The following is a 25,886-nucleotide window of genomic DNA, read 5'->3' on the forward strand; positions in this document are numbered from 1 at the left end:
TATGAAGAAGAAAAGCTCCCTTCTTAAACAAAAAAGCAGGGCTAAAAAGGGGAATATCAATCTAAGCTCTCGACATCCTCTGGTTAGTCTCGCACAGTTTGCTAGACTGGTATTTCTCCCTTGTCTAACAAGGAATAAGCACAAGCAACCAATCACTGTGACAGCTCATAAAAAACGGGATCGGCAGCATTTTTTGCTTAGACCCGTTTTTTTCACCATCCTTGTCCTACTCATGCTAGCCTGCTATCTTTCCTTAAGATTTGGCGCTATCAATTACAGCAACGACCAACTTTTGCACGTTATAAAAGCTCCCTTACAAAATTCAGCCAGCCAAGACATCATCTTTGATCTACGCCTGCCGAGGCTCTTTGCCGCCATCTTAGTTGGTGCTGCTATGGCGCAAGCTGGTGCTATTATGCAGGGAGTCACTCGAAATCCGATTGCAGACCCAGGGCTTCTGGGGATCAATGCTGGCGCTGGGCTTGCTCTGATTGTAGGCTATGCCTGCTGGGGAAGTCTCCACTATAGCCTGATTCTGCTGCTATGCCTGCTGGGGTCGCTTCTAGCAGCCCTGCTAGTTCTAGGCCTATCTTATCGTCCAAGAAAAGGTTACCATCCTATCCGTCTAATCTTATCAGGGGCAATGGTGGCTACTCTCTGCTCCGCCCTAGGTCAAGCTATCACCCTCTACTTTCATCTGGAAACTAATGTTATCGGCTGGCAAGCTGGAGGTTTTTCTCAATTTAACTGGAAAATGCTGGCAATCGTTAGCCCCTTCATGATTTTTGGTTTCCTCTTAGCTCTGCTATTTGCCCATCAACTGACCATTCTAAGTCTTAATGAAACCGTGTCTAAATCTCTGGGTCAAAAAACTAATACTGTTAGCTTTGTTTTACTGGGAATTGTCATCCTCTTATCCGCAGGCGCCGTCGCCTTGGTTGGCAGCATTGCTTTTATTGGCCTAATTATTCCGCATTTTATCCGTGTCTTTATTGTACGGGATTATCGGTATCTGCTGCCTTTCACAGCTCTTGCTGGGGCTACCTTTATGATTTATGTAGACCTGCTCAGCCGGACTCTCAATCCGCCTATGGAAGTTCCTATCAGCGCCCTTGTCAGTATCGCTGGCCTGCCTTGCTTCCTCTGGCTGATTAGAAGGGGGAGTAACCTATGATGGTAAGAAAATCCTCTTTCAAGATCTTTCTCATCTTATTAAGCCTTTTGGCCTTAGTCATGTATCTATCGCTCTCAGTCGGCTACAGTTATTCCTCTCTGACAAATCTTTGGCAACTAATACTAGGGCGAGGGAATCCAGCTGAGAACTTTATTATCACTAGTATTCGTCTTCCTCGAATTCTAGCCTGTCTTCTTGGCGGGGGCTCTCTAGCTTTAGCTGGAATCCTTTTACAAACACTGACCAGAAATGCCCTAGCTGACTCAGGAATCCTAGGAATTAATGCTGGCGCTGGGCTCGTTATGACCATCATGATCAGTCTCTCAGCGGACAGTAACTTAGGAACAAACAACTTCCTGCCCTTTTTTGCTATGCTAGGAGGAGCTGGGGCTATCCTGCTGGTTTATCTGATGTCTTGGCAAAAGAATCACAGTATCAATCCTACTCGCTTGATTATCACAGGTGTAGGAATCTCCAGCATGCTTTCTGGTATTATGGTCGCTATTCTCAGCCTAACTGATGACAATAAAATGACCAGTATCATCTCCTGGCTCAGTGGTAAGATTACAGGCAATGATTGGACGATTCTTGGCTTCTTTGCTCCCTTTTTACTGATTATCTGGCTTTTGACCTTTAGTCGCAGTAAATCCTTTAATATCATGGCTCTCAACGAACAGACTGCTCTGGCCCTTGGGCTTAATCTCCGACGGGAACGTTTAATCACTCTAGGGTTGGCAACAGCTCTGGCCTCCTTAAGTGTCGTCCTAGTTGGTAATATCACCTTTATAGGACTGTTAGCTGGTCACATTGTCCGCCGACTGCTGGGAGGGCAACATCAAACCATTATACCTGCTTCTCTCATAGTGGGAATGATACTTCTAATAACAGCTGATACTATCGGTCGCCTTCTCTTAGTTGGAACAGGCATTCCGACGGGAATTATTGTCTCAATTATCGGAGCACCTTATTTCCTTTATCTGATGCTAAAAACAACTGATTAAAATGACTTAAAGAGGACTGACGAAAAAAGTCAGACCTCTTTTTTGTTTAAGCATCTTATTAGCTATCGCCTGATAAGAAGGTTTTTGCTTGGGTAAAAAGAAAACTGATGAGGAGATTGCTTGCTGCTGTTAGAACAATGGCTGATCTTACAGTAAAATTAGGACGCTACCAATAGCAGACCTAAAACGGAGGACATAACCCCTAAAAGCATAACTACGATTCTTGAGCTGTTAACATAAGAATAGAGCAAGAGGCTGACAAACACAAATATAACAAGCAGTCTTGTTACTAAAATCTGGTTTTTCATCTTACCGCTCAAAGCAGCTAATGCTAAGTTTATTTATTTTGATAGTTAAGCACTTCTAATAAGAATTTTAGTGTTCCTTTCCTGATTCTTTTGTCAACCAGAATTTTATTTTGTTATAATACTAGCAAGAAAGTGAGAAAACTATGACACCCAACCGCGAAGACTATTTAAAATGTATTTATGAACTCGGTCAAATTCATCATAGAATGACCAACAAAGAAATTGCCGAAAAGATGAAAGTGTCTGCACCGGCTGTCTCAGAAATGGTCAAAAAAATGATTAGCGAAGAACTAATCATTAAAGATAAAGACTTAGGTTATCGTTTGAGCCATAAGGGGCTCTTATTGGTATCTGATCTCTACCGCAAACACCGCTTGATCGAATCGTTTTTAGTCAGAGATCTCCACTACACGCCTGACGAGATCCACCAAGAAGCTGAAGTTTTAGAACATACGGTCTCAACAATCTTTATTGATCGCTTAGAAGAAAACCTCGGTTTTCCTGAGTACTGCCCTCATGGTGGCAGTATCCCCAAAAAGGGAGAAATTCTAGAGGAGCGCTATCGAATTCCACTCAGTCAGATTGACAAGACTGGTTTTTATCGAATTGGTCGTGCTCGCGATGACTTTCAGCTCTTAAACTATCTCGATGACCATCGGCTCCACATCAATCAGAGCATTGAACTGATGGCTATAGATAACTATGCTCAGACCTTTACCATTCATTATAACGAGGAAGAGTTGGTTATTCCCAAACTAATTGCTCAAGAAATTTATGTGAAAGCATTACAGTAATTAGCCCTCTCTTTTACTTTTTCTTTTTTACGAATGTCCTGAATGGAAAAATCCCTGCCCATTTGTGTGATGCTCCCATGCGTTAGATTTTTTATCTAACTTTTGGGGGCATTACATCGTGAGCAAGGATTTTTTTAATCTATCAATGTTTAGCCTTAAACACCAGCTTTTCTCTATCAAAGTCCAATTGTAGGCTGTAAGTTCCCGCCTCTACTTCTTCTATATAGCCTAGTTGATCCAAACTTTGAACAAAAATATCTGGTCGTTTTTGCTTGACCAAATCCTTATTAGCAAATTTCAGAAGAAAACTAGTCATATATTTAAGGGCATAATCAGGATTGACATCACCCAAAATTGCATAAAGCTTCCTTTGTTCCTGAGATAAAGGGGAACTGGTCCTCAGTCTGTGAAAATAATTGGACAAGGTCAATGTATTTCGTTCAAAGTCTGTCCATTCGACTAGAATGGCTTCATTAGTAGTATTGGTCAGCCTTGTTTCAAATACTAAGGATTTGAGCTCCTGATAGACAGAACTATCCCTATCAAGGATGACTTTATCACCTAAAGATAACTGGTCTATACTTTCAAGCGGAGTCAGGCTCAAATAATACCGACGCTCCCGACGTTCAATATAACCCGCTTGGATATAGTCCTCAAGCTTCCTATCCAAGTGCTCAGTTTCTCCAAATTCCTGCTTAATTTGCCTCAGACTAACATCAGAGTGCTGTGACAGGTAGTTTATCAAGGCTTGAAAAAAAGTTTGACGAGTCAATTTATCAGGATTTAAAACAATCAGCAAGGTTAATCTCCTAGGTTCATAAAGTCTTATTATTATCGCTTAACCAACAGGGAAGAATGTAAGATTTTTCGGGCTGCCAAAACTAGCAGTTAGTTCCCCCTTTTGTAAAATATGCCCTTCCATAGCCTTTAATAACTGGTGTTTTCTGGTCCATTTCCCTAGATCTAAGATTGTATCTAAGACATAGATGGTAAAGCGGTAGGCATGAGTCTGGCCTAAGGGTGGCTTGGGTCCGGCGTAGCAGTGCCAGCCATAGGCGATCCCCTGTCTGGCACCTTGAAGATTTGCCACTGCAAATCCTTGAGGGATCTTGGCAGGAATACGGCTTAAAGCCGGTAAATTCCAAATCAGCCAATGCGTGAATTCTTTTTTCAGCGGATGGTTTAAATCTTCTAGGACAACTGCTAGGGTTTCGGCCTGCAGAGAAAGATTTTTTAATAAAAATTCTGGTGAAACATTGTCCCCCTTTCCTGTATGTTCTAGCGGGAATTCACCGCCGTCTAAAATGGTCGGACACGTAAATTTCAGTTTTTCCATTACAGCCCCCTTGATACACCCAAATTCTAACAGCTTCATTATACCATTTTTAACGCAAAGCCAAGATGTATAAAAGCACCAAATCTGCCAGCGCGGCAAGGGCATAAAGGAGCCCTGCTTTGTCACCATAGAGCTGCCAGAAACCAATCGTACCCAAAACAAAAACAGAAAATTCTAACAAAAGTTTACGAACCCCTTTGAGAACTTGCGGTGATTTAGGTGCACCATAACGGCTCCAGACTAGCACCACTAGTAAGCCTAAAAAGGCAAAACCGATTTTGACTGCCCAAGGTTTTCCAGTGAAAATACCGCCTAGTAAGCCCGTAACTGTTACCACTTCTAACAGAAAACGAAAGCTAATCATAATACTGGGCATTAAGCCTGCCTCCTTTCTAGTTCGCAAAAGAAACTCCTGCTGCCAGCAATTTTTCTTTTGTTTTTGTGAATTTGGTCTTATTGGTAACCCCAATACATTTTACATCTAAAGTTACCTTGAACCCGAAACGAGCTGCTGCTAGAGCAGACGCTTTAACACAGCCATTACCATCGACACCGATAATTTCCAGCTTTCTGACCTCTCTTTCCTTTAAGAAAGTCAAGAGAGCGGTATTGCTTAGGCAAGATGCCCACCGTTTTTCAAATATGTGATCTGATACAAGCGACAGACCTTGGGCAAGACATCCATGATGGCTCCGCCCTCACCCACAGAATAATGAAAACGGACACACAGCCCTCACTAGGTGTATAATCTTAGTGAGGGCTTTGTGGTTGACGAGTTAATGATTCTAGTAATCGAGGGCAAAACTGATCCACTCTACTGACGAGCACCCCAAAATATGCGATAAGCATGAGTATAAAAATACGACTAAAATTCGGTAGATAAGCTCTCTTATTTTAGGAAGGAGGGAATTGTCATGGATGTTCTCTATCAATCTTGTGCAGGTATTGATGTCCATCAAGCCAATATTGTTGTTTGTATTTTACATGGGTCACTCACCTCAACTCGTCCAAAGCGTGAGATGGCAACTTTTGATACAACAACTAAAGGCCTACGTGCTTGCCACGATTTTCTTAGACAATTTCATGTGGAAGCCGTTGGTCTGGAAAGCACCGGTGTTTATTGGCGACCTGTCTGGCATGCTCTATGTGATGACTTCGAGTTGATACTCGCTCAACCAGCTCACATGAAGGCCATTCCGGGTCAGAAAACCGATAAGAAAGATGCTCACTGGATTGCTAAATTAACACGGATTGGTCTGCTTCCTCGGAGTTTCGTTCCCGATGAAACCATCCAAGAATTGAGAGAGTTGACCAGACAACGAAAACATTATGTGGAAAGCCGTAATCGTGAAACCAATCGTATTCATAAAATTCTTCAGTCAGGCGGCATTAAGATAACGACGTATATCGAAGATATTATGGGTGCTTCTGGTCGTCATCTCCTTCAACTATTGATTGATAAGACGCCTATTACTCCTCGCATTGTCCATCAATCAGTTTATACCACCTTGAAGAAGAAAGTGCCACAACTTCTGGAAGCCTTGGATGGTTATTTCTCTGACCATCATTGCTTTATGTTAAAGCAGTCCTTGGAGATTTATGATTTTTATCAGAAGCAGATTGAGTTGTTGGAAGAGCGAATCAATAGCTATCTATCACAATACGAGAAACAAGTAGAAGTTTTGGATTCTATTCCTGGTATCGATGTGATTACAGCTTCTGTCATCATTTCTGAGGTTGGTGTTGACATGAGCCAGTTTCCAACTGCTGGACATTTAGCCTCTTGGGCAGGACTTTGTCCTGGTAATAATGAGAGTGCTGGCAAGAAACGCAGTACCAAGATTCGACATGGTAATTCCTATTTGAAAAAATGCTTATGTCAAGCCGCTTTTGCCGCTAGGAATCAAAAAGGAAGTCCCTTAGTGGAACGATTTTATCAGATTCAAAATCGGCGTGGTCCACAGAAAGTAACAATTGCCCTAGCACATCAATTATTAAAAATAGCCTATATCCTCTTAAAAGGACAGATGACTTATTCTGAATTTTTAGCACAGAAAAAGACTACTAGGGACGAGCTAGTAGTCTAAATATAATTTTTTTCGCTTTGATTATATCATAGGGAGGGAATTTTTGCATTCTTTGTAGTTTTCGTATAAATACCTTGGGCTTCCTATTCAGCTCCCACCAGAAACGATTGACAATATAAATCACATGATCTTCAGGATAGCTGGCTATTTTACCATTAATCGCTGACAGTAATTGAGGATTGGAGCGATATCTTCCCTTTCCAACATAATCCGTTTGCATATCAATAACTAATAAATAAGAATGAATCATTTATATTATTCCTTCCTTTTTTGGATAATTGTGTAGGTTAAATAGTCTGTTACGATAGTGCGCAGGCGTTCATCGTAACGGGTCTGACCATCTGCATAATTAGTTACCATACCTTGGAGAAAAAGATAGACACCGCGCACAATATTGATAGCCTGCTCCTGCGTCAAATCAGGACTCAGTAAACTCATAACAGTCTCTTTCAAAAGTTGAAAACTCTTCATCCGTAGCTCACTAATGGGATAGGTAAATTGCTCTTGATCCACACGTTCACCATCATCTAGAAAAAGCGGGGAAAAAGAATTATAGTGGTCGAAGCCAAACTGTATGAAGATATGGCTTCCTTTCAATAATTTTACACTGGGTGTCAAATCTTGCTCTTCTAGAGCCAATAAGGTATGATACAGTTTTTCTAAGGGCTTATGTGCCACCTCATAGAGAATTTCACTCTTATTTTTAAAATAGAGGTAAATGGCTGTGTGTGAACAACCTGCACGCTTAGCAATCTCTCGTATCCCCACGTTTTGATAGTCTTTTTCTTGAAATAAGCTTTGGGCAGCAGCCAGAATACTCTCCTTAGTCTGATTTATTTTTTCTGATACCATTTACTCTTCTCCATTTCTTCTAGGGCATTGGCAACCTCTCCTCCGTGACAGACTGAAAGCAAAGCTTGTGGATGTTTTTTCAGCACGTCATGTGCAGATGCTAAGGCTTGATCCATGTAAGCAGTAAAGCTTTCATTGGCGGCTTTAGGTGACCAAATCGGCTGATAGTCAGCAGATCTCCCGCAATCAGAACCTTATCTTCAGCATGATAGTAACAGGTATGCCCCGGTGAGTGCTCAGGCGTAAAAATCGGTACCAGCCCTGCATCTGCTAAGAGAGAGCTTGCTCTCTCACTATCCAAATCTTCTAGCCAATCGGTATTGAAAGCTACTGACTCCACCTTTTTACGTCTTGGATAAGGCTTTTGTCCCGAAACGTAAGGTAGCTCTCTTCTGTCTATCATCAGAGGTAAGGTTGGATATAAGTCCTTGAGCTGGGCGATTCCTCCCACATGATCCGAATGGCCATGTGTCAAAAAGGCCGCAGCCAATGGCTTTCTGCCTAAATAAGTCTCCACAGCATAAGATGCCATATTCCCCATGCCTGTATCGATCAAAAAGTAGGATCCATGATTTTCTACAACCCAGATACTAACTGGAAAGATGAATAAGTCAAACGTCACTTTAAAAATATGAGGACTGATATGATATTTTTTAGCCGTATATTTTGTTGCCACTTGGTAAAAAGTCTGTTTCATCATCGTTTCTGCTTTCTTATGAACTATTGATTTCTCAACAACTAACCAGTGGTTAGTTATTGAGATAAGTATATCCCATTCCTCTATATTCAAGAAAAAATCTGAAACAAGATTGTTCTAGATTTTTATGATGATTTCAAAACTATAATTTTTGTATATTTTTTTCAACCTCTTTTAAAAAGTGTTGGCGCTTTTCCAATGTACAAGTCTCATGCCCCATATTACCCAACACCATCACTCGGCGCGTTTTAATACCTCAATGATTGAGAACGGTATTCTTTAGCGCTGCCACTCCATAACTATCTGGCATGCGAATCCAACCAGAAAAGAGTTTATACCACCAGCTGGGGGCCATGGAGGTCACAAAATATCTACCTTTTCCCCTCTTTAGAAATTTACGAAATTGTTTATCACACAGATAATTCCAGATGAAATTACCCTTGGTATTAGAAGAATAAGCAATACTCGGAGTAAAGATACGATCAATCCAGCTCCTCATATCATTTATAGACTTTCATAAATGCTCTCTAGCAGTCCTGGAAATCTTTCATTCAATTCATCTAGTCTTAGGGAAATAAAGCGCTGTCGTCCGTCTATACGAACTCTGATTAATCCATTTTCTCTCAACATTTTATAATGATGAGATAAATTATTTTTCTTTCCCAAGTCCGAGAAGTAGCTGCAGTTTCTTTCCTTGTTAGATTTATATAATTCTCGAAAAATGGCTAAACGAATGGGCTCACTCAAAGCATAAAGAATTTGCTCTAGTTTAATATCTGCTGTTGCAGGATGGGATAAATTTTTCACCTTATCACTCCTTTCTTTGCATTCTATCAAAAAAAGCTCTATAATACAATTGTTCAAATTGTATCGAATTATTAAAGAGGAGGTTATTGCATGAACATATTAAACCGCTACTTTGAACTATCTGATCTGGCTGTTCAAAATGAAAACAGCCTTCAGGAACTCTGCGCATTATTTACCCAAGACGCTGTTATTGAGGCCAATGATGGTCATACCTATAGGGGACGTGCAGAAATTGAAAATTTCTTTAAAATTTTCTTCAGTCGAAATCTAGCAACTAAGCATTTATGGGATATTGAGGAACAAGATGATGGCTGGTTGCAGGCCAATTGGGGCGTTGTCTGTCGTAGAAAATCAGGTGATTATTTTACTTTGACAGGTAAAGACATTGCAAAAGTAGTAAGCAGCCAGATTACCCATCTCAAAGTTATAGGCAACCATTAATACAAAAACCAGAACCACTTTAAAAGCGTCTGAAATCACTGAATTTCAAACACTGTTAATTTTTATATTCCCTACAGCTTTTTGACAGCTACACCTACTTTGTTCAAAAAAGCTTTTCGTTTTGCTTCTGTACAAGCTTCACGCCCCATATTGCCCAGCACCATTAAGCGGCGCGTTTTAATACCACAATGATTGAGAACAGCACTTTTTAATGCTGCTAGGCCATAACTATCTGGCACACTGATCCAGCCAGAAAAGAGTTTATACCACCAGCTGGGGGCCATGGAGGTTGCAATAATATCTGCCGTTCTTCCTTTTAAAAGTTTACGAAATTGCCGTCCACGCAGGTAGTTCCAGATGAAATTCCCCTCAGTATTAGATGAATAGGCAACACCCGGAGTAAAGGTACGATCAATCCAGCCCTTCATTAAACTAGGCATGCCGCTCCACCAAATCGGATAAATAAAGATAAAATGATCGGCCCACTGAATAAGTTCTTGCGATTGTAAGATGAACTTATCCTCTGGCATGCGCTTGCGATAACCATAGCGTAAAACAGGATCAAAGTACAGGTGGCTAAGCTCTAAAGTTTCCACCTGATGTTGGGCAAAATCTAGATTTGCCACTACTGTTTCATAGATAGCCTGACTAAAACTTTCTTTATCCGGATGTCCATTGATCACTAAAATATTCATATGATTTCTCCTTATCAACATCACTAGTATAAGGGGGAACAGGGTTGACAGGCAAGTGATACTTTCCTATAATTTGTAGGAAATCGTACATTATATCCGAAAAATGTTTGATAAGCAACGAACAGGGGAAAATTATATGACGCAAGACATCCGCATTCTCAAAACCAAAAGGGACATCGAGTCCGCACTTGTCACTCTAATTCTGGAAAAAGGGTTTTATAGCTTAACTGTTCAAGACATTTGTCGAAAAGCCTTAGTCAGCCGCTCTACTTTTTACAGCCACTATTTAGATAAGTATGACCTATTGGAACAGCTGATTACAAAGACTTTAGAGCCGCTTCAGGAAAAATTCGCTGCCAAGTACGGAGAAAACCTTGATAATAAAGGGCTAAAGTATTTTCTAGAAGATATTTACCAGTTTTATCAAGAGCATACAGACCTCCTCAAGGCACTGCTAAAAACACCCTTGGAAAATCAACAGGGTTTTGAAGATCGGTTTGATCAGCTCTGCCAGCTCTATATCAAAGAGCTCTTGCTCAGGGAGGGGATGTCCTATACTCTTCCCTTAGAGCTCTTGACCCAACTGTATGCGTCTATTGTACGGTCACTGATGAAGTGGACCACCGAACATGGACCTAGCCAAGACCTAACAGATTTTACTTACCGTATGCATAAGGCCTTTCTGGATATTATAGAGGGCTCAAACAGTAGAATTTAACTCATTATTTTAATCGACCCCGATAGCATAATTGAGGAGATTGGGCTAGAAGGCTAGGATTGGTCCCAGGCCGTCCTGTAGGGACAGCTAAACCAAGTTGCTCATAGTATTCCTGCCAGAAATCTGTCACCTCTTGATGGCCATCTCCAAATTGCATTGGAATTTCTGCAAAAATCGGAAGAAGATGTGCAATGAGCTGAGAGCAGTAAAAACCTGTTCCGTCAGGATAAAAGCTAATATTATAAGGATTTCCTAGCAAGGCATGAACTTTTTCAAAAACTTGTTTAAGTTTAATCTTTGGATAGCAAAAAACATCTACAATCTTATTTTCCTCTAAAAAGCTTGTCAAGTCCTGTTTAGATACCCCTTGGTCTACTGTCGCGTGATAAATACTTCCTTCGAGATAGATAGCAACATGACTGTAATCACCTGTGGCGGTCGTGATAGCCTGTCCCATTTCTGAATCGCCTACTGTAAACAGGAGGTCTCCTTCTTTTAATTGCTCTTTCTTCATTAGCTTCTCCTATATATAAAAGCCAGGGGCCCTTTGCCCTTGGCTTTTGAGTGCGCTTTTTATCCATTAAAACTTTCCGTCAACTGCGGAACCACTTGTTTCTTACGTGATACAGCCCCTTCAAGGAAGGCATGATTGTTTTCTAATTTGAAATTGAAGGCTGCTTCAACCTTATCCCTGTTAGCTCCAAGTGCTAGAATTTCTGAATTGGAGTTCAGAATATCTGTAATCATCAAGACAAAGTCTGAGTAGCCATTAGCTTCTTGTGAGGCCCTGATAGCTTCTTCAATTTCAGCTTGACGATCCAAAACTTCATCAATATCAACCGTATTGACCTGAGCCACGCGCACATTGTTACCATTGAGCTCAAAACTCTTAGCATCAATATCAATCAATTCTTCAGCTGACTTGCTTGAAAGGTTAGTCCCTGCTTTCAGCATAGCCAAGCCATACTCTTCCAAGTTGACGCCAGCAATTTCAGCTAATTCCTTAGCCACTTGGGGATCCGTTTCGTGAGTAGTTGGTGATTTAAGCAAAAGGGTATCAGAGATAAGACCTGATAGGAGAAGACCGGCTACTTCTTTTGGCACTTCAACATTGTTTTCCTTAAAAGCACGATAAACAATTGAAGAAGCTGATCCAACTGGTTCCACACGCATGTAAAGCGGGTTAGCCGTTTCAAAGTTGGCCACACGGTGGTGGTCAATAACAGCCGCGATTTCTACTTCGCGAATATCTGAAATAGATTGCTGAAATTCATTGTGGTCCGTTAAAATAACTTTATCTACCCCTTCTGCCTTAGCAGATTCAACGACACGCAGTGCTTCAACACCAAAATAGTCCAGAACGAAAGCGGTTTCTTCATTTGGCGTCCCAAGGGCGACGGCATCAACATCACGTCCAAAAGCTGTACGCTCCAAATAAGCCCATCCGTAGGACGATGCAATAGCATCAGTATCAGGATTTTGGTGACCAAAAACTAAAAATTTAGACATATCTTACCTCTATTAATGTTTATTTCCCTATCATTTTAGCAAATTTTAGCTTATAAAGAAAGAGAAATAGGAAAACTCCTACTTCTCTGGATAGTCAGCCTCATCTGAAAAATAACGGTCCCTTTCATCAGGAGACAGCTCTAAAGAATCGAGGTCTACAACGTAAGACTCATCTTCATAATCAGCATAAGCCTCTGGATCGATCCCATTGTCATAGGCTTGGTCGTAGCCATAAGTTGCAGCAACTTCTTGCTTGGCCTGTTGCCGAGCCCGATCAGCCAGCTTCTTAGCAATCACATCATGCAAATACTTAATAGCAATTAATATAAATTGATAAGCCCAAATTAGGAGTGACTCAATCAGGATAATCAACTCAACAACAACAACGCCCACCAAGGCCCAAACCATGAAGAAGGCAATAAAGAGCTGAGAAAGGATTTTCTTGATATTACCAACCTGATCATTGTGGATCGTTAAAACTTCTGTAAATAGGTCAAAGATGCCCTGTAGGAGTGCTGATCTAATTGCGCGAGAACCCGATTCATTCTCAACTACCTTGGCCCTCGTCGCAATGACTTCATCATGATCGTCATAAAAAAGATCCACCCTATCTCCCAACCTAGGGTTAAAACTAAAAGACGAACGATCAATCCTTTTGACGTGACCGTCCGTATTAGCAAGTACTATGACCTCATCATTAATACTTAATACGCGATACATACTTTACTCTACTTTCTCGACTCATAATATCACAAATTCACAATACTGTCAAAGTAGCTATATCAAGCCTCTCTTTAGCCATTTTTCTTCGTTATCCTAACCCAAAAATCACCCCTGTTTAAACAAACAGAGGTAATTTCATCTATAAAAGGCTTGTTAGGAAGCTCAATTAATGACGATATAACGCCGTTGACCGCCATAACTGACATAGGAAATCCAATCATGGCCATCCTTGTGCATAATCTTATCATAGTTGATACCCTCGCCGGCTTGGAAGGTGAAGGCTATCTCCGCAGCCATTCGAGGTTCATTTCTAACATCAACTTGCTTGACAAAAGTATAGCTTTTCAATGACGGGAAGGTTGTTTCATAGTTCGGTTTAACTGCTGGTTCAGGAACTGTTGTTTGGGTCCCAGCGACGCCAACCAACTTGTTATCATTTTCAACATAGTAGAGATGGACATTATAAACCCCATGTTGGTTCTTATGATCGCTAACCTTAACACTGACCTTATAATCACCATTGACTTGCTTAGTAGCATCATACCAAACAATATCGTCTTGGCCGTCCTTATCTGTCCAAACCGGTACCTTAACAGCTGAGACTTGATTACCACTAACATTAGTGACTAAAATGTCAAATCCATCAGAAGTTTGATTTTGAATAGTAATTTCAGCCTTTGGCTGATTATCACTTTTCTTAACGTCCGCCTGATGTTGGCTTCCAGCAACACCTACAAGTTGACCATCATTTTCTAGATAATAAAGGTGGATATTGTAGGTGCCTGTTTCATTTTTGTGATCAGCTAATTTAACAACCGCCTTGTAAGTCCCATCGGCCTGTCTCTCCGCATCGTACCAGACGAGGTCGTCCTGATCGTTCTTATCTGTCCAAACTGGAAGCTTAACAGCTTTCAAGCCTTGGCTATCAACCACATCTGAGATGATAACATCAAAGTCACCATTATCCTTATTACTAAAGGAAAGGGTCCCTGTCCGAGTTGCTTGAGGCTTTTCAGGTTCAGAAAAGGTATATTGCAGACTTGCAACGCCTTTCATAGCGCCATCATTTTCAACATAATAGAGATGAATATTGTAGAGGCCACTTTCGTTCTTATGTTCGGACATACTCACAGCCACCTTATAGGTGCCATCACCTTGCTTAACAGCATCGTACCAAATCAAGTCATCTTGATCATCCTTGTCTGTCCAGATTGGGACTTTAACAGCCAGAATACCATTGCTATCTGATATGTTAGAAATCCGAACATCAAAACCCTTATCAGTTTGGTTTTCAACACTAATTTGACCGCTTAGCTTGGATTCTGTCTTTTGCTCGCTAGCTTGAGCCGGTAACTTATCCAGCATGACGTAACGACGAGTACCGCCGTAAGAAACATAGGAAATCCACTTATAACCATCCGTCTTAAGAATCTTATCATAGCTGATGGAGTCACCCTCCCCAAAGGTAAATTCTGTCTTGGCAGCGGCCTTTGCCTCGTTCTTGACCTCAACTTCTTTGTCAAAGCTATAGCGCTCCAAAGCTGGAAGGGTAGTCTCTTCGCTGTCAATTCCCGGCTTTTCACCAGCTTGAGGATCTGGCTTATCGGCTGATACTTCCTTAGCTACTAACTTGGCAATATTGGCATAACGACGGATACCACTATAGGATTTGTAGCTCAGCCATTGATAGCCATCTTGATTGGGGACTTGGTCATAGTAAACACGGTCACCGGCATTGGCAAAGAAGGCTAGAGGAGCCGAAGCTGACGGACTATTCTTGATCTCTGTGCGTTCAGGATAAGTATAATAGCCTGAGCTTGGGAGGTCTTTACCGACTTCTTGAATCGTCATAACAGGTGAAGCATTAGTTACTGTTCCTGCCTGTTGCGCTTGGTCTGCTGAATTTATTTCGCTAGGAGCTGTATAATCATTAGTTTGAGTAGCAGCATCAACTTTTGTTGGTACTGTAGGGTTATCAACATCAGTCTCTCTTGTAGCGACTTCATCAGTTGAAATTTCAGCATCGCTAACTGCTATCGGTTTTTCAGCAGTTTCTTGGGTAACCTTATCTATAACAGCTTCTCTCACAGCACCATCTGTCTTTGGTGTGACAGCTTCTGTACCAGTTTCCTTGACCGTAGTTGTCTGTGTACTGGTATCCTGTGGCTGACTAGTTGGAGCTGTTTGTTCGTCAGCTAAAACCTGCCCCCCTAATACCAGACTGGCTCCAAGGAAAACTGAGGCTGCACCAAAGGAATATTTACGAATGGAAAAACGTTGTTTTTCGCTCCATAATAAATCTTTTTTCATGATAACTCTCCTTATATTCATATTACTTTATTTCGCCTTCATTATAAAAAAATAGATAAGCAGCGTCAATATTTTTCTGTAATAATGAAATATTTTAGTAATATTATTTTTTTCTAATTAACGAGTCTGGGACAAACAGCCATGATAGCTTAGCCCTCACCCACAAAGATTGTAATCTCTGAAGATTACGTATAAAAAGTCCAAACTCGTTAGCATTATTCTAAATTTACCAAATTGACGCAATGATTGGGAGTAAGACTTATTGTCTAGGCTAAGAAGGCTTACTCCTGCACAGTTCATTAGGTACTCTAGCACCAATAAACTACTGTTGGTTGGCTGCCCTTATCTTGGTAGGGTGCAGTTACATTTTCAGACGCCCTCTTAAACAGTTCACAGAACTGTTTAACTACTACGCAAGAGATAGGTCAAACAGTCTGGGAGACTGTTAGAGAAAACCAAGATCAATTGTGCGGAGGTGGGATTGAAATGCTCCAGTGGACTATGGCAGTCTGGGGATAGACTGTCAAAGCCTGTCACCTAAAAACAGAAAAGTGGCAAAGACCTGAGTTTTAAAATGGGAGAACGAGGAAAATCAAAATCGTGATTTTTGTTCCACTCTCTTTGCAGTTCATCAGCCTGCTCGATAATATGGAGTATCTTCGGCAGATTCACCTTGACCTACTACCAAAGCATCTTGTTGATAAGTTTTACCTCCAACAGTTGGCACACCTGCAGGAATGACATACAGGGCTGCACTACCTACTTCTGAATCTTTTGGAGCAATCGTAAATAGGGCCTTTTCTCCACTAACACCTTGTGAGGAGATAACTTGAGTATCTGAGACCAAACCATTATTATCAAAAACTAATGTATCACCATTAGCAGTTTGCCAAGTACCAACGAGGCTGGAGAAGTCTCCGTTAGCAATAGCAGTAACATCAAGGCGAGGAGAAGTAACTTGACTATTAGCTGAACTTTGACTTGTAGAGCTTGACGGATTAGTAGTTTCTCCATTATCGTGATTATTACTACTAACTTGGGAACTAGACTGATGTTGTGAACTTCCTTTTTGAGGTTTTGCTTTACTTGTTTGGCTAGTCTTTATGGAAGTTGAATGAGTTTCATTTTGAGAACTATTCTTGTGACAGCCCGTTAAAAATAAAGTAGTACCTAGTATAAACACAGCTACAAATTTGTAAGGCTTTTTCATAATTTTTGTTCCTTTCTCTTTTCAATTTTATTATAGCCTAGTTTAAATTTACCGTCAACATACAATTGTAACTTTTTTAATTTCTAAGAAATTTTTGTAATCGTTTTGTAAATTTAAAATAAGAGTAACTGCATAGCTACTCTCATCTTTATTCGTATTTAAAAGTTATTTTCTATTTTTTTCTCAACTTAACAACCGCTTCAACTCGAGCGGTATGAGGAAACATATCGATTGACTGGATATAGTCCACTTGATAAACTTTTGTCAAAGGCACCAAATCACGGGCCAGAGTTGAAGCATTGCAAGAAACATAAACCATCTTTTCAGGTTTTACTTCAAGAATGGTTTTGATAAGCTTGTCATCTAAGCCCGTTCTCGGTGGATCGACCACTAAAGCACTAGCTTGATAACCCGCATTATACCATTTGGGAATAAGATCTTCTGCCCTGCCAGTTTCATAGTGAGTATTAGTCAAGCCAAGCGCTTTCGCATTCTTTTTAGCATCCACAATGGCATCAGGAATTATATCCATTCCTCGAACAGAATTCACCTTATCTGCAAAAGCAAAACCAATTGTCCCCACACCACAATAGGCATCTATGAGGTTATCCTCCTTAGTGGTGTCTAAAGCTTTAACCGTTTCTTGGTAAAGAACATGAGTTTGCTGAGGATTCAGTTGATAAAAAGCCCTAGGCGACAAAGAAAAACTATAGTCTAGCACCTCTTCTTGTATAGACTCTTTTCCCCAGAGAATATCTGTCTCATCGCCATAAATTTCACTTGATTTTGATTTATTATAATTAACAGCAATTGTCACAATTTCAGGGAAAGCCAGCCTCAGTTCTTTAATTAGAGCAGTCAACTGTAAGCCACGACTAGTCACAAAAATAAGTTGAACTTGGGAGCTCGCCTGCCCTTTACGAACCATGATTGTCCGGATACCAGCAATTTTTCGCTCATTGTAAATTGGAATTTTATACTTATCTAACAGTTCGGTGGCCTTATTAACAATCCTCTGTGTCAATTCATCTTGAACCAGGCAGTTTTGCAGCGAAACCAGATGATGAGAATTACTGGCAAAAAGTCCTGCTTTAACTGATCCAGAAAAATGACGTGTTTGAAATTGGAGTTTGGCCCGATAGTGATAAGGATTTTCCATCCCCTTGGTGGGCCGCACTTCATAATTTTCATATCCAGTAGGCTGGAATTTCTTCAAAGACTGTTTGATAATGTCATTCTTAAAATCCAGCTGCTTCTTATATGCTAGGTGCATAATCTGACATCCCCCGCATTTCTCATATATGGGACATCGTGGTTGTACTCGATCCTTAGATATTTTATTGATCTTCAAAAGTTTAGCATGGACAAAATTCCTCTTGACAGCTGTCACTTGGCAAAAGATATCTTCTCCTTTTAAGGCTCCTGGTACAAAGACCAAAGTTTTTTTATAAAAACCAATACCCTCCCCGTTGATCCCCATCCGTTTGATTTTCAGGGGAATCCTTTGTTTGACCTGCAAATTCATTCTTGCAAAGTCCTTTCTAACTTAAAAATAAAAAGCGAATAAATAAGAGTGACTCTCAACGGCAATCTTCCATTAAAATTGTCAAGCTGGCTACGTACCCTAATATTCTACCATTTTTGCTATAATAAACCTATGAAAATTACTAAGATTGAAAAGAAAAAACGACTCTACCTTCTTGAATTAGATGATGAAGAGAAGCTCTATATTACCGAAGATACTATTGTCCATTTCATGCTCTCAAAGGACAAAATTATCACTGAGGAAGAATTGGAAGAAATTAGGAATTTTGCTCAGTTTTCCTATGGTAAGAATCTAGCTCTCTACTTCCTTTCCTTCAAACAAAGAACAGAAAAAGAGGTTAAAGATTATCTCAATAAGCATGATATTGAGGAAAAAATTATTCCAAAAGTCCTAACAGATTTAAAAAAAGATAAGTGGATTGATGATTATCATTACGCTGAGGTTTTTATCAATCAAAATTTAACAAATGGTGATAAGGGACCTTTCGTTCTAAGCCAGAAGCTTTCCCAGAAAGGGATTGCAAAGTCCATTATTGAAGAATGCCTAGACGGACAAGACTTTTCCCATACTGTTGTCAAGGTTGGACAAAAACTTTATAAAAAGTATGCAGGTCGTTACCCAGCAAAAACCATCAAGGCTAAAATTCAGCAAAATCTTCTTAGCAAAGGTTTTGACTATCAAACAGTTAATCAAGCGCTCGAAAATTTAGCTATTGATAAAAATAAAGAGGATGACATTACTCTTATCTATCGAGATCTGGATAGGCTTCTACCAAAGTATCAAAAGAGATATGAGGATTATGCACTTAAACAGCATTTAATCCAAGCTTTGGCTCGAAAGGGCTATGATTTTTCCGACATTTCATCTGCTTTAGCTGACTATCTATAAGCAATAGTTCTACCATTTTCTTTCTTAACAAATGCTTTTTCCATCAAATTATGTTAAACTATAACGGATAAACTAAATTGTAGAAGGTTTTAGCCATGAAATTACCCAAAGAAGGCGACTTTATTACAATTCAGAGTTATAAGCATAATGGTAGTTTGCACCGAACATGGCGCGACACTATGGTACTAAAAATAACTGAAAATGCAATTATTGGTGTAAACGACCATACACTTGTTACTGAAAGTGATGGCAGACGCTGGGTGACTCGAGAACCAGCCATTGTTTATTTTCATAAAAAATTTTGGTTCAATATAATTGCAATGATTCGTGATAGCGGTGTTTCCTATTATTGTAACTTAGCTAGTCCCTATGTTATGGATGAGGAAGCCCTCAAATATATTGATTACGACTTAGATGTCAAAGTCTTTGAGAATCACGAAAAAAAGCTTTTAGATGTTGACGAATATGAAAGCCATAAAAAAGAAATGCATTATTCAGCAGATATTGATTATATTCTGAAAGAGAATGTCAAAATTCTTGTTGAGTGGATTAACAATAAAAAAGGGCCTTTCTCAGAATCTTATATCAATATCTGGTACAAGCGTTATCTTGAACTCAAGAATCGTTAAAGTTGTAAAAGCACTCATTAAATTTATGAGTGCTTTTTAATGGTCTAAACAAAAAAGTAACGAATAATATTCGCTACCACTGAACTACGTTCGCAAATGCCGGCTACATGACTTGAACACGCGACCCTCTGATTACAAATCAGATGCTCTACCAACTGAGCTAAGCCGGCCTATTGCTTCTTATTATGCGGGTTAAGGGACTTGAACCCCCACGCCGTTAAGCGCCAGATCCTAAATCTGGTGCGTCTGCCAATTCCGCCAAACCCGCATCTATGACCCGTACTGGGCTCGAACCAGTGACCCTTTGATTAAAAGTCAAATGCTCTACCAACTGAGCTAACGAGTCTGACTATTGTCCAGAAACTATTGTAAACTACGCTTACTTTTTTCCAGATTGAAATAGTCCACCAGACTATTTCAACGGTCCCGACGGGAATTGAACCCGCGATCTTCGCCGTGACAGGGCGACGTGATAACCGCTACACCACGGGACCTATTCTAAGCAATTGTATTCGAACTTAAAAGCTAGTGATTTAGATAAAAGGCTTAAGAAATCAGGATTTCTTACCCATTTCCTACGCTTGCTTTACGTTCTCATTACTTAATCATGGGAGTTAACGGGATCGAACCGCTGACCCTCTGCTTGTAAGGCAGATGCTCTCCCAGCTGAGCTAAACTCCCTAATGGAACCTTCTTAGATTCCTATGCGCTAAGCGACTCCCTTATCTCACAGGGGGCAACCCCCAATTACTTCAGGCGTGCTAGGGCTTAACTGCTGTGTTCGGCATGGATACAGGTGTCTCTCCTAGGCTAGCGTCACTTAACTATGAATTGAATTGTATTCGAACTTAAAAGCTAGTGATTTAGATAAATCCTCTTGAAGTCCTTAGACTTCTGCGGTGATTTCCTAAAATCATACGCTTTTCTTCACGTTCTCATTACTTATTTTGCCAATTCAAAATTGAATACCTATCTATTGTATCAAGCCTTACCTCGCGCTGTCAATACCTTCTTTAGGATAAGTCCTCGAGCGATTAGTATTGGTCCGCTTCATAGCTTACACTACTTCCACTCCCAACCTATCTACCTGATCTTCTCTCAGGGCTCTTACTGATATATAATCATGGGAAATCTCATCTTGAGGGAGGCTTCACACTTAGATGCTTTCAGCGTTTATCCCTTCCATACATAGCTACCCAGCGATGCTCTTGGCAGAACAACTGGTACACCAGCGGTATGTCCACTCTGGTCCTCTCGTACTAGGAGCAGAGCCTCTCAAATTTCCTTCGCCCGCGACGGATAGGGACCGAACTGTCTCACGACGTTCTGAACCCAGCTCGCGTGCCGCTTTAATGGGCGAACAGCCCAACCCTTGGGACCGACTACAGCCCCAGGATGCGACGAGCCGACATCGAGGTGCCAAACCTCCCCGTCGATGTGAACTCTTGGGGGAGATAAGCCTGTTATCCCCAGGGTAGCTTTTATCCGTTGAGCGATGGCCCTTCCATGCGGAACCACCGGATCACTAAGCCCGACTTTCGTCCCTGCTCGAGTTGTCGCTCTCGCAGTCAAGCTCCCTTATACCTTTACACTCTGCGATTGATTTCCAACCAATCTGAGGGAACCTTTGGGCGCCTCCGTTACCTTTTAGGAGGCGACCGCCCCAGTCAAACTGCCCGTCAGACACTGTCTCCCTAGACGCTTAGCCTAGCGGGTTAGAGTAGCCATAACACAAGGGTAGTATCCCAACAGCGCCTCCTTCGAAACTAGCGTCCCGATCTCTATGGCTCCTACCTATCCTGTACATGTGGTACAGATACTCAATATCAAACTGCAGTAAAGCTCCATGGGGTCTTTCCGTCCTGTCGCGGGTAACCTGCATCTTCACAGGTACTAAAATTTCACCGAGTCTCTCGTTGAGACAGTGCCCAAATCATTACGCCTTTCGTGCGGGTCGGAACTTACCCGACAAGGAATTTCGCTACCTTAGGACCGTTATAGTTACGGCCGCCGTTTACTGGGGCTTCAATTCAGATCTTCGCTTAACGCTAAACCCTCCTCTTAACCTTCCAGCACCGGGCAGGCGTCACCCCCTATACTTCATCTTTCGATTTCGCAGAGAGCTGTGTTTTTGATAAACAGTTGCTTGGGCCTTTTCACTGCGGCTCAGTCTAGCTGAGCGCCCCTTCTCCCGAAGTTACGGGGCCATTTTGCCGAGTTCCTTAACGAGAGTTCGCTCGATCACCTGAGGCTACTCGCCTCGACTACCTGTGTCGGTTTGCGGTACGGGTAGAGTATACATTAACGCTAGAAGCTTTTCTTGGCAGCCTGACATCACTCACTTCGCTACTAAACTTCGCTCCCCATCACAGCTCAATGTTACAGGACTAAGCATTTGACTCAGTCCACACCTCACTGCTTGGCCAGACACTTCCAGTCGTCTGGTTGAGTTAGCCTTCTGCGTCCCTCCTTCACTCTATACTCTAGTACAGGACTATCAACCTGTTGCCCATCGGATACACCTGTCGGTCTCTCCTTAGGTCCCGACTAACCCAGGGCGGACGAGCCTTCCCCTGGAAACCTTAGTCTTACGGTGGACAGGATTCTCACCTGTCTTGCGCTACTCATACCGGCATTCTCACTTCTATGCACTCCAGCACTCCTCACGGTATACCTTCTCCACACATAGAACGCTCTCCTACCATCCCTAAAGGATCCACAGCTTCGGTAAATTGTTTTAGCCCCGGTACATTTTCGGCGCAGGGTCACTCGACTAGTGAGCTATTACGCACTCTTTGAATGAATAGCTGCTTCTAAGCTAACATCCTAGTTGTCTGTGCAACCCCACATCCTTTTCCACTTAACAATTATTTGGGGACCTTAGCTGGTGGTCTGGGCTGTTTCCCTTTCGACTACGGATCTTAGCACTCGCAGTCTGACTGCCGACCATAAATCGTTGGCATTCGGAGTTTATCTGAGATTGGTAATCCGGGATGGACCCCTCACCCAAACAGTGCTCTACCTCCAAGATTCTTATTGTCGACGCTAGCCCTAAAGCTATTTCGGAGAGAACCAGCTATCTCCAAGTTCGTTTGGAATTTCTCCGCTACCCACAAGTCATCCAAGCACTTTTCAACGTACTCTGGTTCGGGCCTCCAGTGAGTCTTACCTCACCTTCACCCTGCTCATGGGTAGGTCACCTGGTTTCGGGTCTACGTCATTGTACTTATCCGCCCTCTTCAGACTCGGTTTCCCTACGGCTCCGTCTCTTCAACTTAACCTCGCACAATAACGTAACTCGCCGGTTCATTCTACAAAAGGCACGCTCTCACCCATTAACGGGCTCGAACTTCTTGTAAGCACACGGTTTCAGGTTCTCTTTCACTCCCCTTCCGGGGTGCTTTTCACCTTTCCCTCACGGTACTGGTTCACTATCGGTCACTAGGGAGTATTTAGGGTTGGGAGATGGGCCTCCCAGTTTCCGACGAGATTTCTCGTGTCTCGCCGTACTCAGGATCCTGTTAGCGTCTTCCATCATTTCAAATACGAGGCTTTTACTCTCTTTGGCCGACTTTCCCAAGTCGTTCTTTTATGACGTTTGATCACTCTTCACAGTCCTACAACCCCAGAATGTAAACATCCTGGTTTGCCCTCCTGCCCTTTCGCTCGCCGCTACTCAGGCAATCGCTCTTGCTTTCTCTTCCTGCAGCTACTGAGATGTTTCAGTTCACTGCGTCTTCCTTCTCATATCCTTAACAGATATGGATGACAACCTGTAGTTGCCGGGTTCCCCCATTCGGATATCTCTGGATCTCAGCTTACTTACAGCTCCCCAAAGCATTTCGTCGTTAATCACGTCCTTCATCGGCTCCTAGTGCCAAGGCATCCACCGTGCGCCCTTATTAACTTAACCTTATTAAAAAACTCATTAAATATTTACAGCGTTTCGGTTTATTTTCTTGTTACTATTTGATAGATATTCAATTTTCAATGGACAAGTCTAAGATACTAAGACCGTCCCAACTTGTTGGGCATTTTTGTAGAAAAATAGGAAATCAACGCTGTGTGACTTGCACACAAGGAGATTTATCTTTTTTCCTAAAAAATGAGGTCGTGTTCAATTTCTTGAACAATATCTTATTTAGCTTAGAATACAAGTTTTCGCTAAAGCGAATCATCTCTCGTATCCTATGGAGCCTAGCGGGATCGAACCGCTGACCTCCTGCGTGCAAAGCAGGCGCTCTCCCAGCTGAGCTAAGGCCCCACAAAACCTCTGAAAACTAAATAGAGACGCCCTAAAACGTGCTTCCGTAGCTAAATAAGGGTACCTTTAACCTTATCGGCTAAATTGTACTCGGGCTAAAAGCTTGTGATTTAGATAAACCACCTTGTATGCAAGCATACTGCCTTGGTTTCCTAAAATCAAGTCGCTTTTAAACGCCCTCCGTTACTTAGTTTTTCCTTAGAAAGGAGGTGATCCAGCCGCACCTTCCGATACGGCTACCTTGTTACGACTTCACCCCAATCATCCGTCCCACCTTAGGCGGCTGGCTCCCGAAGGTTACCTCACCGACTTTGGGTGTTACAAACTCTCGTGGTGTGACGGGCGGTGTGTACAAGGCCCGGGAACGTATTCACCGCGGCGTGCTGATCCGCGATTACTAGCGATTCCGACTTCATGGAGGCGAGTTGCAGCCTCCAATCCGAACTGAGATTGGCTTTCAGAGATTAGCTTGCCGTCACCGGCTTGCGACTCGTTGTACCAACCATTGTAGCACGTGTGTAGCCCAGGTCATAAGGGGCATGATGATTTGACGTCATCCCCACCTTCCTCCGGTTTATTACCGGCAGTCTCGCTAGAGTGCCCAACTTAATGATGGCAACTAACAATAAGGGTTGCGCTCGTTGCGGGACTTAACCCAACATCTCACGACACGAGCTGACGACAACCATGCACCACCTGTCACCGATGTACCGAAGTAACTCCCTATCTCTAGGGATGGCATCGGGATGTCAAGACCTGGTAAGGTTCTTCGCGTTGCTTCGAATTAAACCACATGCTCCACCGCTTGTGCGGGCCCCCGTCAATTCCTTTGAGTTTCAACCTTGCGGTCGTACTCCCCAGGCGGAGTGCTTAATGCGTTAGCTCCGGCACTAAGCCCCGGAAAGGGCCTAACACCTAGCACTCAGCGTTTACGGCGTGGACTACCAGGGTATCTAATCCTGTTCGCTACCCACGCTTTCGAGCCTCAGCGTCAGTTACAGACCAGAGAGCCGCTTTCGCCACCGGTGTTCCTCCATATATCTACGCATTTCACCGCTACACATGGAATTCCACTCTCCCCTTCTGCACTCAAGTTCAACAGTTTCCAAAGCAAACAATGGTTGAGCCACTGCCTTTAACTTCAGACTTACTAAACCGCCTGCGCTCGCTTTACGCCCAATAAATCCGGACAACGCTCGGGACCTACGTATTACCGCGGCTGCTGGCACGTAGTTAGCCGTCCCTTTCTGGTAAGATACCGTCACTTGTGTAACTTTCCACTCTACACATCGTTCTTCTCTTACAACAGAGCTTTACGATCCGAAAACCTTCTTCACTCACGCGGCGTTGCTCGGTCAGGGTTCCCCCCATTGCCGAAGATTCCCTACTGCTGCCTCCCGTAGGAGTCTGGGCCGTGTCTCAGTCCCAGTGTGGCCGTTCACCCTCTCAGGTCGGCTATGTATCGTCGCCTAGGTGAGCCCTTACCTCACCTACTAGCTAATACAACGCAGGTCCATCTGTTAGTGGTGCTCTTGCACCTTTCAAATCACTAACATGAGTTAGTCACTATTATGCGGTATTAGCTATCGTTTCCAATAGTTATCCCCCGCTAACAGGCAGGTTACCTACGCGTTACTCACCCGTTCGCAACTCCTCGTACTAGAGCAAGCTCCAGTACTCAGCGTTCTACTTGCATGTATTAGGCACGCCGCCAGCGTTCGTCCTGAGCCAGGATCAAACTCTCATCTAATAGTTTGAGCGCTTAACTCACTTGTGTCATCGCTGACTTATTGTCCTTTGACAGGTTACTCTCGTAACCCGCACGTCTTGGTTCGTCTCTATTCAGTTCTCAAAGGTCTTATGCTTTCTTTTAAAGCAACTCTTATAGTTTACTATT

General features: G+C 42.2%; 24 protein-coding genes, 6 tRNA genes, 3 rRNA genes and 1 pseudogene. 8 read left to right on the forward strand and 26 right to left on the reverse strand.

The window, feature by feature from the left end; all coding sequences use genetic code 11:
• The first annotated feature begins 1 nt into the window (after window position 1).
• The 3 genes from ACFSN5_RS08635 to ACFSN5_RS08645 all read left to right on the forward strand — a co-directional run bounded on the left by ACFSN5_RS08635 (window position 2) and on the right by ACFSN5_RS08645 (window position 3,277).
• A complete protein-coding gene (locus ACFSN5_RS08635; protein ID WP_241154259.1) occupies window positions 2-1,174 on the forward strand; it encodes a FecCD family ABC transporter permease in 1,173 nt (390 codons plus the stop codon).
• Complete coding sequence (locus ACFSN5_RS08640; RefSeq protein ID WP_165329380.1) at window positions 1,174-2,175, forward strand: FecCD family ABC transporter permease; 1,002 nt, start codon at window positions 1,174-1,176, stop codon at window positions 2,173-2,175. Before ACFSN5_RS08635 ends, ACFSN5_RS08640 begins: the two co-directional genes overlap by 1 nt.
• A gap of 451 nt (window positions 2,176-2,626) precedes the next feature.
• Window positions 2,627-3,277, forward strand: coding sequence for a metal-dependent transcriptional regulator (locus ACFSN5_RS08645; RefSeq protein WP_165329341.1), 651 nt, complete (start codon window positions 2,627-2,629; stop codon window positions 3,275-3,277).
• Window positions 3,278-3,419: 142 nt separating this feature from the next.
• On the opposite strand, the gene ACFSN5_RS08650 is transcribed toward ACFSN5_RS08645, so the two are convergent.
• The 4 genes from ACFSN5_RS08650 to ACFSN5_RS08665 are packed head-to-tail and all read right to left on the reverse strand — an operon-like array spanning window position 3,420 to window position 5,278.
• A complete protein-coding gene (locus tag ACFSN5_RS08650; protein WP_165329340.1) occupies window positions 3,420-4,076 on the reverse strand; it encodes a DUF1803 domain-containing protein in 657 nt (218 codons plus the stop codon).
• A 39-nt stretch (window positions 4,077-4,115) separates the two neighbouring features.
• The gene (locus ACFSN5_RS08655) at window positions 4,116-4,613 is read right to left on the reverse strand and encodes a YbhB/YbcL family Raf kinase inhibitor-like protein (RefSeq protein ID WP_165329339.1); all 498 of its coding nucleotides are present in this window, start codon (window positions 4,611-4,613) and stop codon (window positions 4,116-4,118) included.
• Window positions 4,614-4,662: 49 nt separating this feature from the next.
• The gene (locus ACFSN5_RS08660; RefSeq protein ID WP_165329338.1) at window positions 4,663-4,989 is read right to left on the reverse strand and encodes a YrdB family protein; all 327 of its coding nucleotides are present in this window, start codon (window positions 4,987-4,989) and stop codon (window positions 4,663-4,665) included.
• Window positions 4,990-5,005: 16 nt separating this feature from the next.
• Window positions 5,006-5,278 (reverse strand): cysteine hydrolase family protein, encoded by a 273-nt coding sequence (locus tag ACFSN5_RS08665; RefSeq protein ID WP_398601189.1) that lies wholly within the window; start codon window positions 5,276-5,278, stop codon window positions 5,006-5,008.
• Window positions 5,279-5,527: 249 nt separating this feature from the next.
• On the opposite strand from ACFSN5_RS08665, the gene ACFSN5_RS08670 reads away from it, so the two are divergent.
• The gene (locus ACFSN5_RS08670; RefSeq protein WP_398600561.1) at window positions 5,528-6,700 is read left to right on the forward strand and encodes an IS110 family transposase; all 1,173 of its coding nucleotides are present in this window, start codon (window positions 5,528-5,530) and stop codon (window positions 6,698-6,700) included.
• Between the two features lie 67 nt (window positions 6,701-6,767).
• On the opposite strand, the pseudogene ACFSN5_RS08675 reads toward ACFSN5_RS08670, so the two are convergent.
• The 6 genes and pseudogenes from ACFSN5_RS08675 to ACFSN5_RS08700 form a co-directional block, all read right to left on the reverse strand.
• A pseudogene (locus ACFSN5_RS08675) lies at window positions 6,768-6,947 on the reverse strand (cysteine hydrolase); the annotation flags it as partial.
• Between the two features lie 8 nt (window positions 6,948-6,955).
• Window positions 6,956-7,552 carry a TetR/AcrR family transcriptional regulator gene (locus ACFSN5_RS08680; protein WP_398600633.1) on the reverse strand — a complete coding sequence of 199 codons (597 nt, stop codon included), beginning with the start codon at window positions 7,550-7,552 and terminating at the stop codon, window positions 6,956-6,958.
• Window positions 7,534-7,668, reverse strand: a complete 135-nt coding sequence (locus tag ACFSN5_RS08685; protein ID WP_398600635.1) for a hypothetical protein — start codon at window positions 7,666-7,668, stop codon at window positions 7,534-7,536. Before ACFSN5_RS08685 ends, ACFSN5_RS08680 begins: the two co-directional genes overlap by 19 nt.
• The gene (locus tag ACFSN5_RS08690; protein WP_398600637.1) at window positions 7,653-8,252 is read right to left on the reverse strand and encodes an MBL fold metallo-hydrolase; all 600 of its coding nucleotides are present in this window, start codon (window positions 8,250-8,252) and stop codon (window positions 7,653-7,655) included. Before ACFSN5_RS08690 ends, ACFSN5_RS08685 begins: the two co-directional genes overlap by 16 nt.
• 253 nt (window positions 8,253-8,505) lie before the next feature.
• Window positions 8,506-8,748: a hypothetical protein gene (locus ACFSN5_RS08695; RefSeq protein ID WP_398600639.1), complete on the reverse strand. Its 243-nt coding sequence runs from the start codon at window positions 8,746-8,748 to the stop codon at window positions 8,506-8,508.
• A gap of 5 nt (window positions 8,749-8,753) precedes the next feature.
• On the reverse strand, window positions 8,754-9,056 hold the full coding sequence (locus ACFSN5_RS08700) for an ArsR/SmtB family transcription factor (protein ID WP_004227010.1): 303 nt from the start codon (window positions 9,054-9,056) through the stop codon (window positions 8,754-8,756).
• Between the two features lie 90 nt (window positions 9,057-9,146).
• Here ACFSN5_RS08700 and ACFSN5_RS08705 point away from each other — a divergent pair, with 90 nt between their 5' ends.
• A complete protein-coding gene (locus ACFSN5_RS08705) occupies window positions 9,147-9,497 on the forward strand; it encodes a nuclear transport factor 2 family protein (RefSeq protein ID WP_004228266.1) in 351 nt (116 codons plus the stop codon).
• 71 nt (window positions 9,498-9,568) lie between these two features.
• Here the strand turns inward: ACFSN5_RS08705 and ACFSN5_RS08710 are convergent, their stop codons facing one another.
• On the reverse strand, window positions 9,569-10,192 hold the full coding sequence (locus tag ACFSN5_RS08710; RefSeq protein ID WP_165211752.1) for an NAD(P)H-dependent oxidoreductase: 624 nt from the start codon (window positions 10,190-10,192) through the stop codon (window positions 9,569-9,571).
• A 136-nt stretch (window positions 10,193-10,328) separates the two neighbouring features.
• Between ACFSN5_RS08710 and ACFSN5_RS08715 the strand changes: the two genes are divergently transcribed.
• Complete coding sequence (locus ACFSN5_RS08715) at window positions 10,329-10,910, forward strand: TetR/AcrR family transcriptional regulator (RefSeq protein WP_165211755.1); 582 nt, start codon at window positions 10,329-10,331, stop codon at window positions 10,908-10,910.
• 4 nt (window positions 10,911-10,914) lie between these two features.
• On the opposite strand, the gene ACFSN5_RS08720 is transcribed toward ACFSN5_RS08715, so the two are convergent.
• The 6 genes from ACFSN5_RS08720 to rlmD all read right to left on the reverse strand — a co-directional run bounded on the left by ACFSN5_RS08720 (window position 10,915) and on the right by rlmD (window position 18,187).
• On the reverse strand, window positions 10,915-11,424 hold the full coding sequence (locus ACFSN5_RS08720; protein ID WP_165211758.1) for a YiiX/YebB-like N1pC/P60 family cysteine hydrolase: 510 nt from the start codon (window positions 11,422-11,424) through the stop codon (window positions 10,915-10,917).
• A 59-nt stretch (window positions 11,425-11,483) separates the two neighbouring features.
• A complete protein-coding gene (locus ACFSN5_RS08725) occupies window positions 11,484-12,419 on the reverse strand; it encodes a manganese-dependent inorganic pyrophosphatase (protein WP_165211761.1) in 936 nt (311 codons plus the stop codon).
• Window positions 12,420-12,497: 78 nt separating this feature from the next.
• Complete coding sequence (locus ACFSN5_RS08730; RefSeq protein ID WP_165211764.1) at window positions 12,498-13,139, reverse strand: hypothetical protein; 642 nt, start codon at window positions 13,137-13,139, stop codon at window positions 12,498-12,500.
• A 165-nt stretch (window positions 13,140-13,304) separates the two neighbouring features.
• Window positions 13,305-15,452 carry a GBS Bsp-like repeat-containing protein gene (locus tag ACFSN5_RS08735; protein WP_165211767.1) on the reverse strand — a complete coding sequence of 716 codons (2,148 nt, stop codon included), beginning with the start codon at window positions 15,450-15,452 and terminating at the stop codon, window positions 13,305-13,307.
• 631 nt (window positions 15,453-16,083) lie between these two features.
• The gene (locus ACFSN5_RS08740) at window positions 16,084-16,662 is read right to left on the reverse strand and encodes a DUF6287 domain-containing protein (protein WP_165211770.1); all 579 of its coding nucleotides are present in this window, start codon (window positions 16,660-16,662) and stop codon (window positions 16,084-16,086) included.
• A gap of 172 nt (window positions 16,663-16,834) precedes the next feature.
• Window positions 16,835-18,187 carry a 23S rRNA (uracil(1939)-C(5))-methyltransferase RlmD gene (gene rlmD / locus ACFSN5_RS08745; RefSeq protein ID WP_165211773.1) on the reverse strand — a complete coding sequence of 451 codons (1,353 nt, stop codon included), beginning with the start codon at window positions 18,185-18,187 and terminating at the stop codon, window positions 16,835-16,837.
• A 132-nt stretch (window positions 18,188-18,319) separates the two neighbouring features.
• Here rlmD and recX point away from each other — a divergent pair, with 132 nt between their 5' ends.
• Both recX and ACFSN5_RS08755 read left to right on the forward strand, forming a co-directional pair.
• A complete protein-coding gene (gene recX, locus ACFSN5_RS08750; protein WP_165211776.1) occupies window positions 18,320-19,096 on the forward strand; it encodes a recombination regulator RecX in 777 nt (258 codons plus the stop codon).
• Between the two features lie 95 nt (window positions 19,097-19,191).
• Window positions 19,192-19,725: a nucleoside tri-diphosphate phosphatase gene (locus tag ACFSN5_RS08755; RefSeq protein WP_004226094.1), complete on the forward strand. Its 534-nt coding sequence runs from the start codon at window positions 19,192-19,194 to the stop codon at window positions 19,723-19,725.
• Between the two features lie 97 nt (window positions 19,726-19,822).
• Here ACFSN5_RS08755 and ACFSN5_RS08760 read toward each other — a convergent pair.
• The 9 genes from ACFSN5_RS08760 to ACFSN5_RS08800 all read right to left on the reverse strand — a co-directional run bounded on the left by ACFSN5_RS08760 (window position 19,823) and on the right by ACFSN5_RS08800 (window position 25,739).
• A tRNA-Thr gene (locus tag ACFSN5_RS08760) sits at window positions 19,823-19,895 on the reverse strand.
• A 16-nt stretch (window positions 19,896-19,911) separates the two neighbouring features.
• Window positions 19,912-19,993, reverse strand: a tRNA-Leu gene (locus ACFSN5_RS08765).
• A gap of 5 nt (window positions 19,994-19,998) precedes the next feature.
• Window positions 19,999-20,071, reverse strand: a tRNA-Lys gene (locus tag ACFSN5_RS08770).
• A 75-nt stretch (window positions 20,072-20,146) separates the two neighbouring features.
• Window positions 20,147-20,219 (reverse strand) — tRNA-Asp (locus ACFSN5_RS08775).
• Between the two features lie 114 nt (window positions 20,220-20,333).
• Window positions 20,334-20,406, reverse strand: a tRNA-Val gene (locus ACFSN5_RS08780).
• Between the two features lie 27 nt (window positions 20,407-20,433).
• Window positions 20,434-20,549: ribosomal RNA gene (rrf, locus tag ACFSN5_RS08785) — 5S ribosomal RNA — on the reverse strand.
• A 190-nt stretch (window positions 20,550-20,739) separates the two neighbouring features.
• Window positions 20,740-23,638, reverse strand: a 23S ribosomal RNA gene (locus tag ACFSN5_RS08790).
• Window positions 23,639-23,916: 278 nt separating this feature from the next.
• A tRNA-Ala gene (locus ACFSN5_RS08795) sits at window positions 23,917-23,989 on the reverse strand.
• A 202-nt stretch (window positions 23,990-24,191) separates the two neighbouring features.
• Window positions 24,192-25,739: ribosomal RNA gene (locus ACFSN5_RS08800) — 16S ribosomal RNA — on the reverse strand.
• The 16S, 23S and 5S rRNA genes sit together here with 6 tRNA genes alongside, the layout of an rRNA operon.
• Window positions 25,740-25,886: the final 147 nt, after the last annotated feature.

The organism is Streptococcus tangpeifui, from assembly GCF_044503215.1.
Lineage (GTDB): Bacteria > Bacillota > Bacilli > Lactobacillales > Streptococcaceae > Streptococcus > Streptococcus tangpeifui.

What these genes read in the sequence shown, in the direction of transcription:
- ACFSN5_RS08635 (WP_241154259.1), top strand. Translation starts at nt 2, where the DNA reads ATGAAGAAGAAAAGCTCCCTTCTTAAACAAAAAAGCAGGGCTAAAAAG.
- ACFSN5_RS08640 (WP_165329380.1), top strand. Translation starts at nt 1,174, where the DNA reads ATGGTAAGAAAATCCTCTTTCAAGATCTTTCTCATCTTATTAAGCCTT.
- ACFSN5_RS08645 (WP_165329341.1), top strand. Translation starts at nt 2,627, where the DNA reads ATGACACCCAACCGCGAAGACTATTTAAAATGTATTTATGAACTCGGT.
- ACFSN5_RS08655 (WP_165329339.1), bottom strand. Translation starts at nt 4,613, where the DNA reads ATGGAAAAACTGAAATTTACGTGTCCGACCATTTTAGACGGCGGTGAA.
- ACFSN5_RS08660 (WP_165329338.1), bottom strand. Translation starts at nt 4,989, where the DNA reads ATGCCCAGTATTATGATTAGCTTTCGTTTTCTGTTAGAAGTGGTAACA.
- ACFSN5_RS08670 (WP_398600561.1), top strand. Translation starts at nt 5,528, where the DNA reads ATGGATGTTCTCTATCAATCTTGTGCAGGTATTGATGTCCATCAAGCC.
- ACFSN5_RS08680 (WP_398600633.1), bottom strand. Translation starts at nt 7,552, where the DNA reads ATGGTATCAGAAAAAATAAATCAGACTAAGGAGAGTATTCTGGCTGCT.
- ACFSN5_RS08685 (WP_398600635.1), bottom strand. Translation starts at nt 7,668, where the DNA reads ATGGATCAAGCCTTAGCATCTGCACATGACGTGCTGAAAAAACATCCA.
- ACFSN5_RS08690 (WP_398600637.1), bottom strand. Translation starts at nt 8,252, where the DNA reads ATGATGAAACAGACTTTTTACCAAGTGGCAACAAAATATACGGCTAAA.
- ACFSN5_RS08695 (WP_398600639.1), bottom strand. Translation starts at nt 8,748, where the DNA reads ATGAGGAGCTGGATTGATCGTATCTTTACTCCGAGTATTGCTTATTCT.
- ACFSN5_RS08705 (WP_004228266.1), top strand. Translation starts at nt 9,147, where the DNA reads ATGAACATATTAAACCGCTACTTTGAACTATCTGATCTGGCTGTTCAA.
- ACFSN5_RS08710 (WP_165211752.1), bottom strand. Translation starts at nt 10,192, where the DNA reads ATGAATATTTTAGTGATCAATGGACATCCGGATAAAGAAAGTTTTAGT.
- ACFSN5_RS08715 (WP_165211755.1), top strand. Translation starts at nt 10,329, where the DNA reads ATGACGCAAGACATCCGCATTCTCAAAACCAAAAGGGACATCGAGTCC.
- ACFSN5_RS08720 (WP_165211758.1), bottom strand. Translation starts at nt 11,424, where the DNA reads ATGAAGAAAGAGCAATTAAAAGAAGGAGACCTCCTGTTTACAGTAGGC.
- ACFSN5_RS08725 (WP_165211761.1), bottom strand. Translation starts at nt 12,419, where the DNA reads ATGTCTAAATTTTTAGTTTTTGGTCACCAAAATCCTGATACTGATGCT.
- ACFSN5_RS08730 (WP_165211764.1), bottom strand. Translation starts at nt 13,139, where the DNA reads ATGTATCGCGTATTAAGTATTAATGATGAGGTCATAGTACTTGCTAAT.
- ACFSN5_RS08735 (WP_165211767.1), bottom strand. Translation starts at nt 15,452, where the DNA reads ATGAAAAAAGATTTATTATGGAGCGAAAAACAACGTTTTTCCATTCGT.
- ACFSN5_RS08740 (WP_165211770.1), bottom strand. Translation starts at nt 16,662, where the DNA reads ATGAAAAAGCCTTACAAATTTGTAGCTGTGTTTATACTAGGTACTACT.
- rlmD (WP_165211773.1), bottom strand. Translation starts at nt 18,187, where the DNA reads ATGAATTTGCAGGTCAAACAAAGGATTCCCCTGAAAATCAAACGGATG.
- recX (WP_165211776.1), top strand. Translation starts at nt 18,320, where the DNA reads ATGAAAATTACTAAGATTGAAAAGAAAAAACGACTCTACCTTCTTGAA.
- ACFSN5_RS08755 (WP_004226094.1), top strand. Translation starts at nt 19,192, where the DNA reads ATGAAATTACCCAAAGAAGGCGACTTTATTACAATTCAGAGTTATAAG.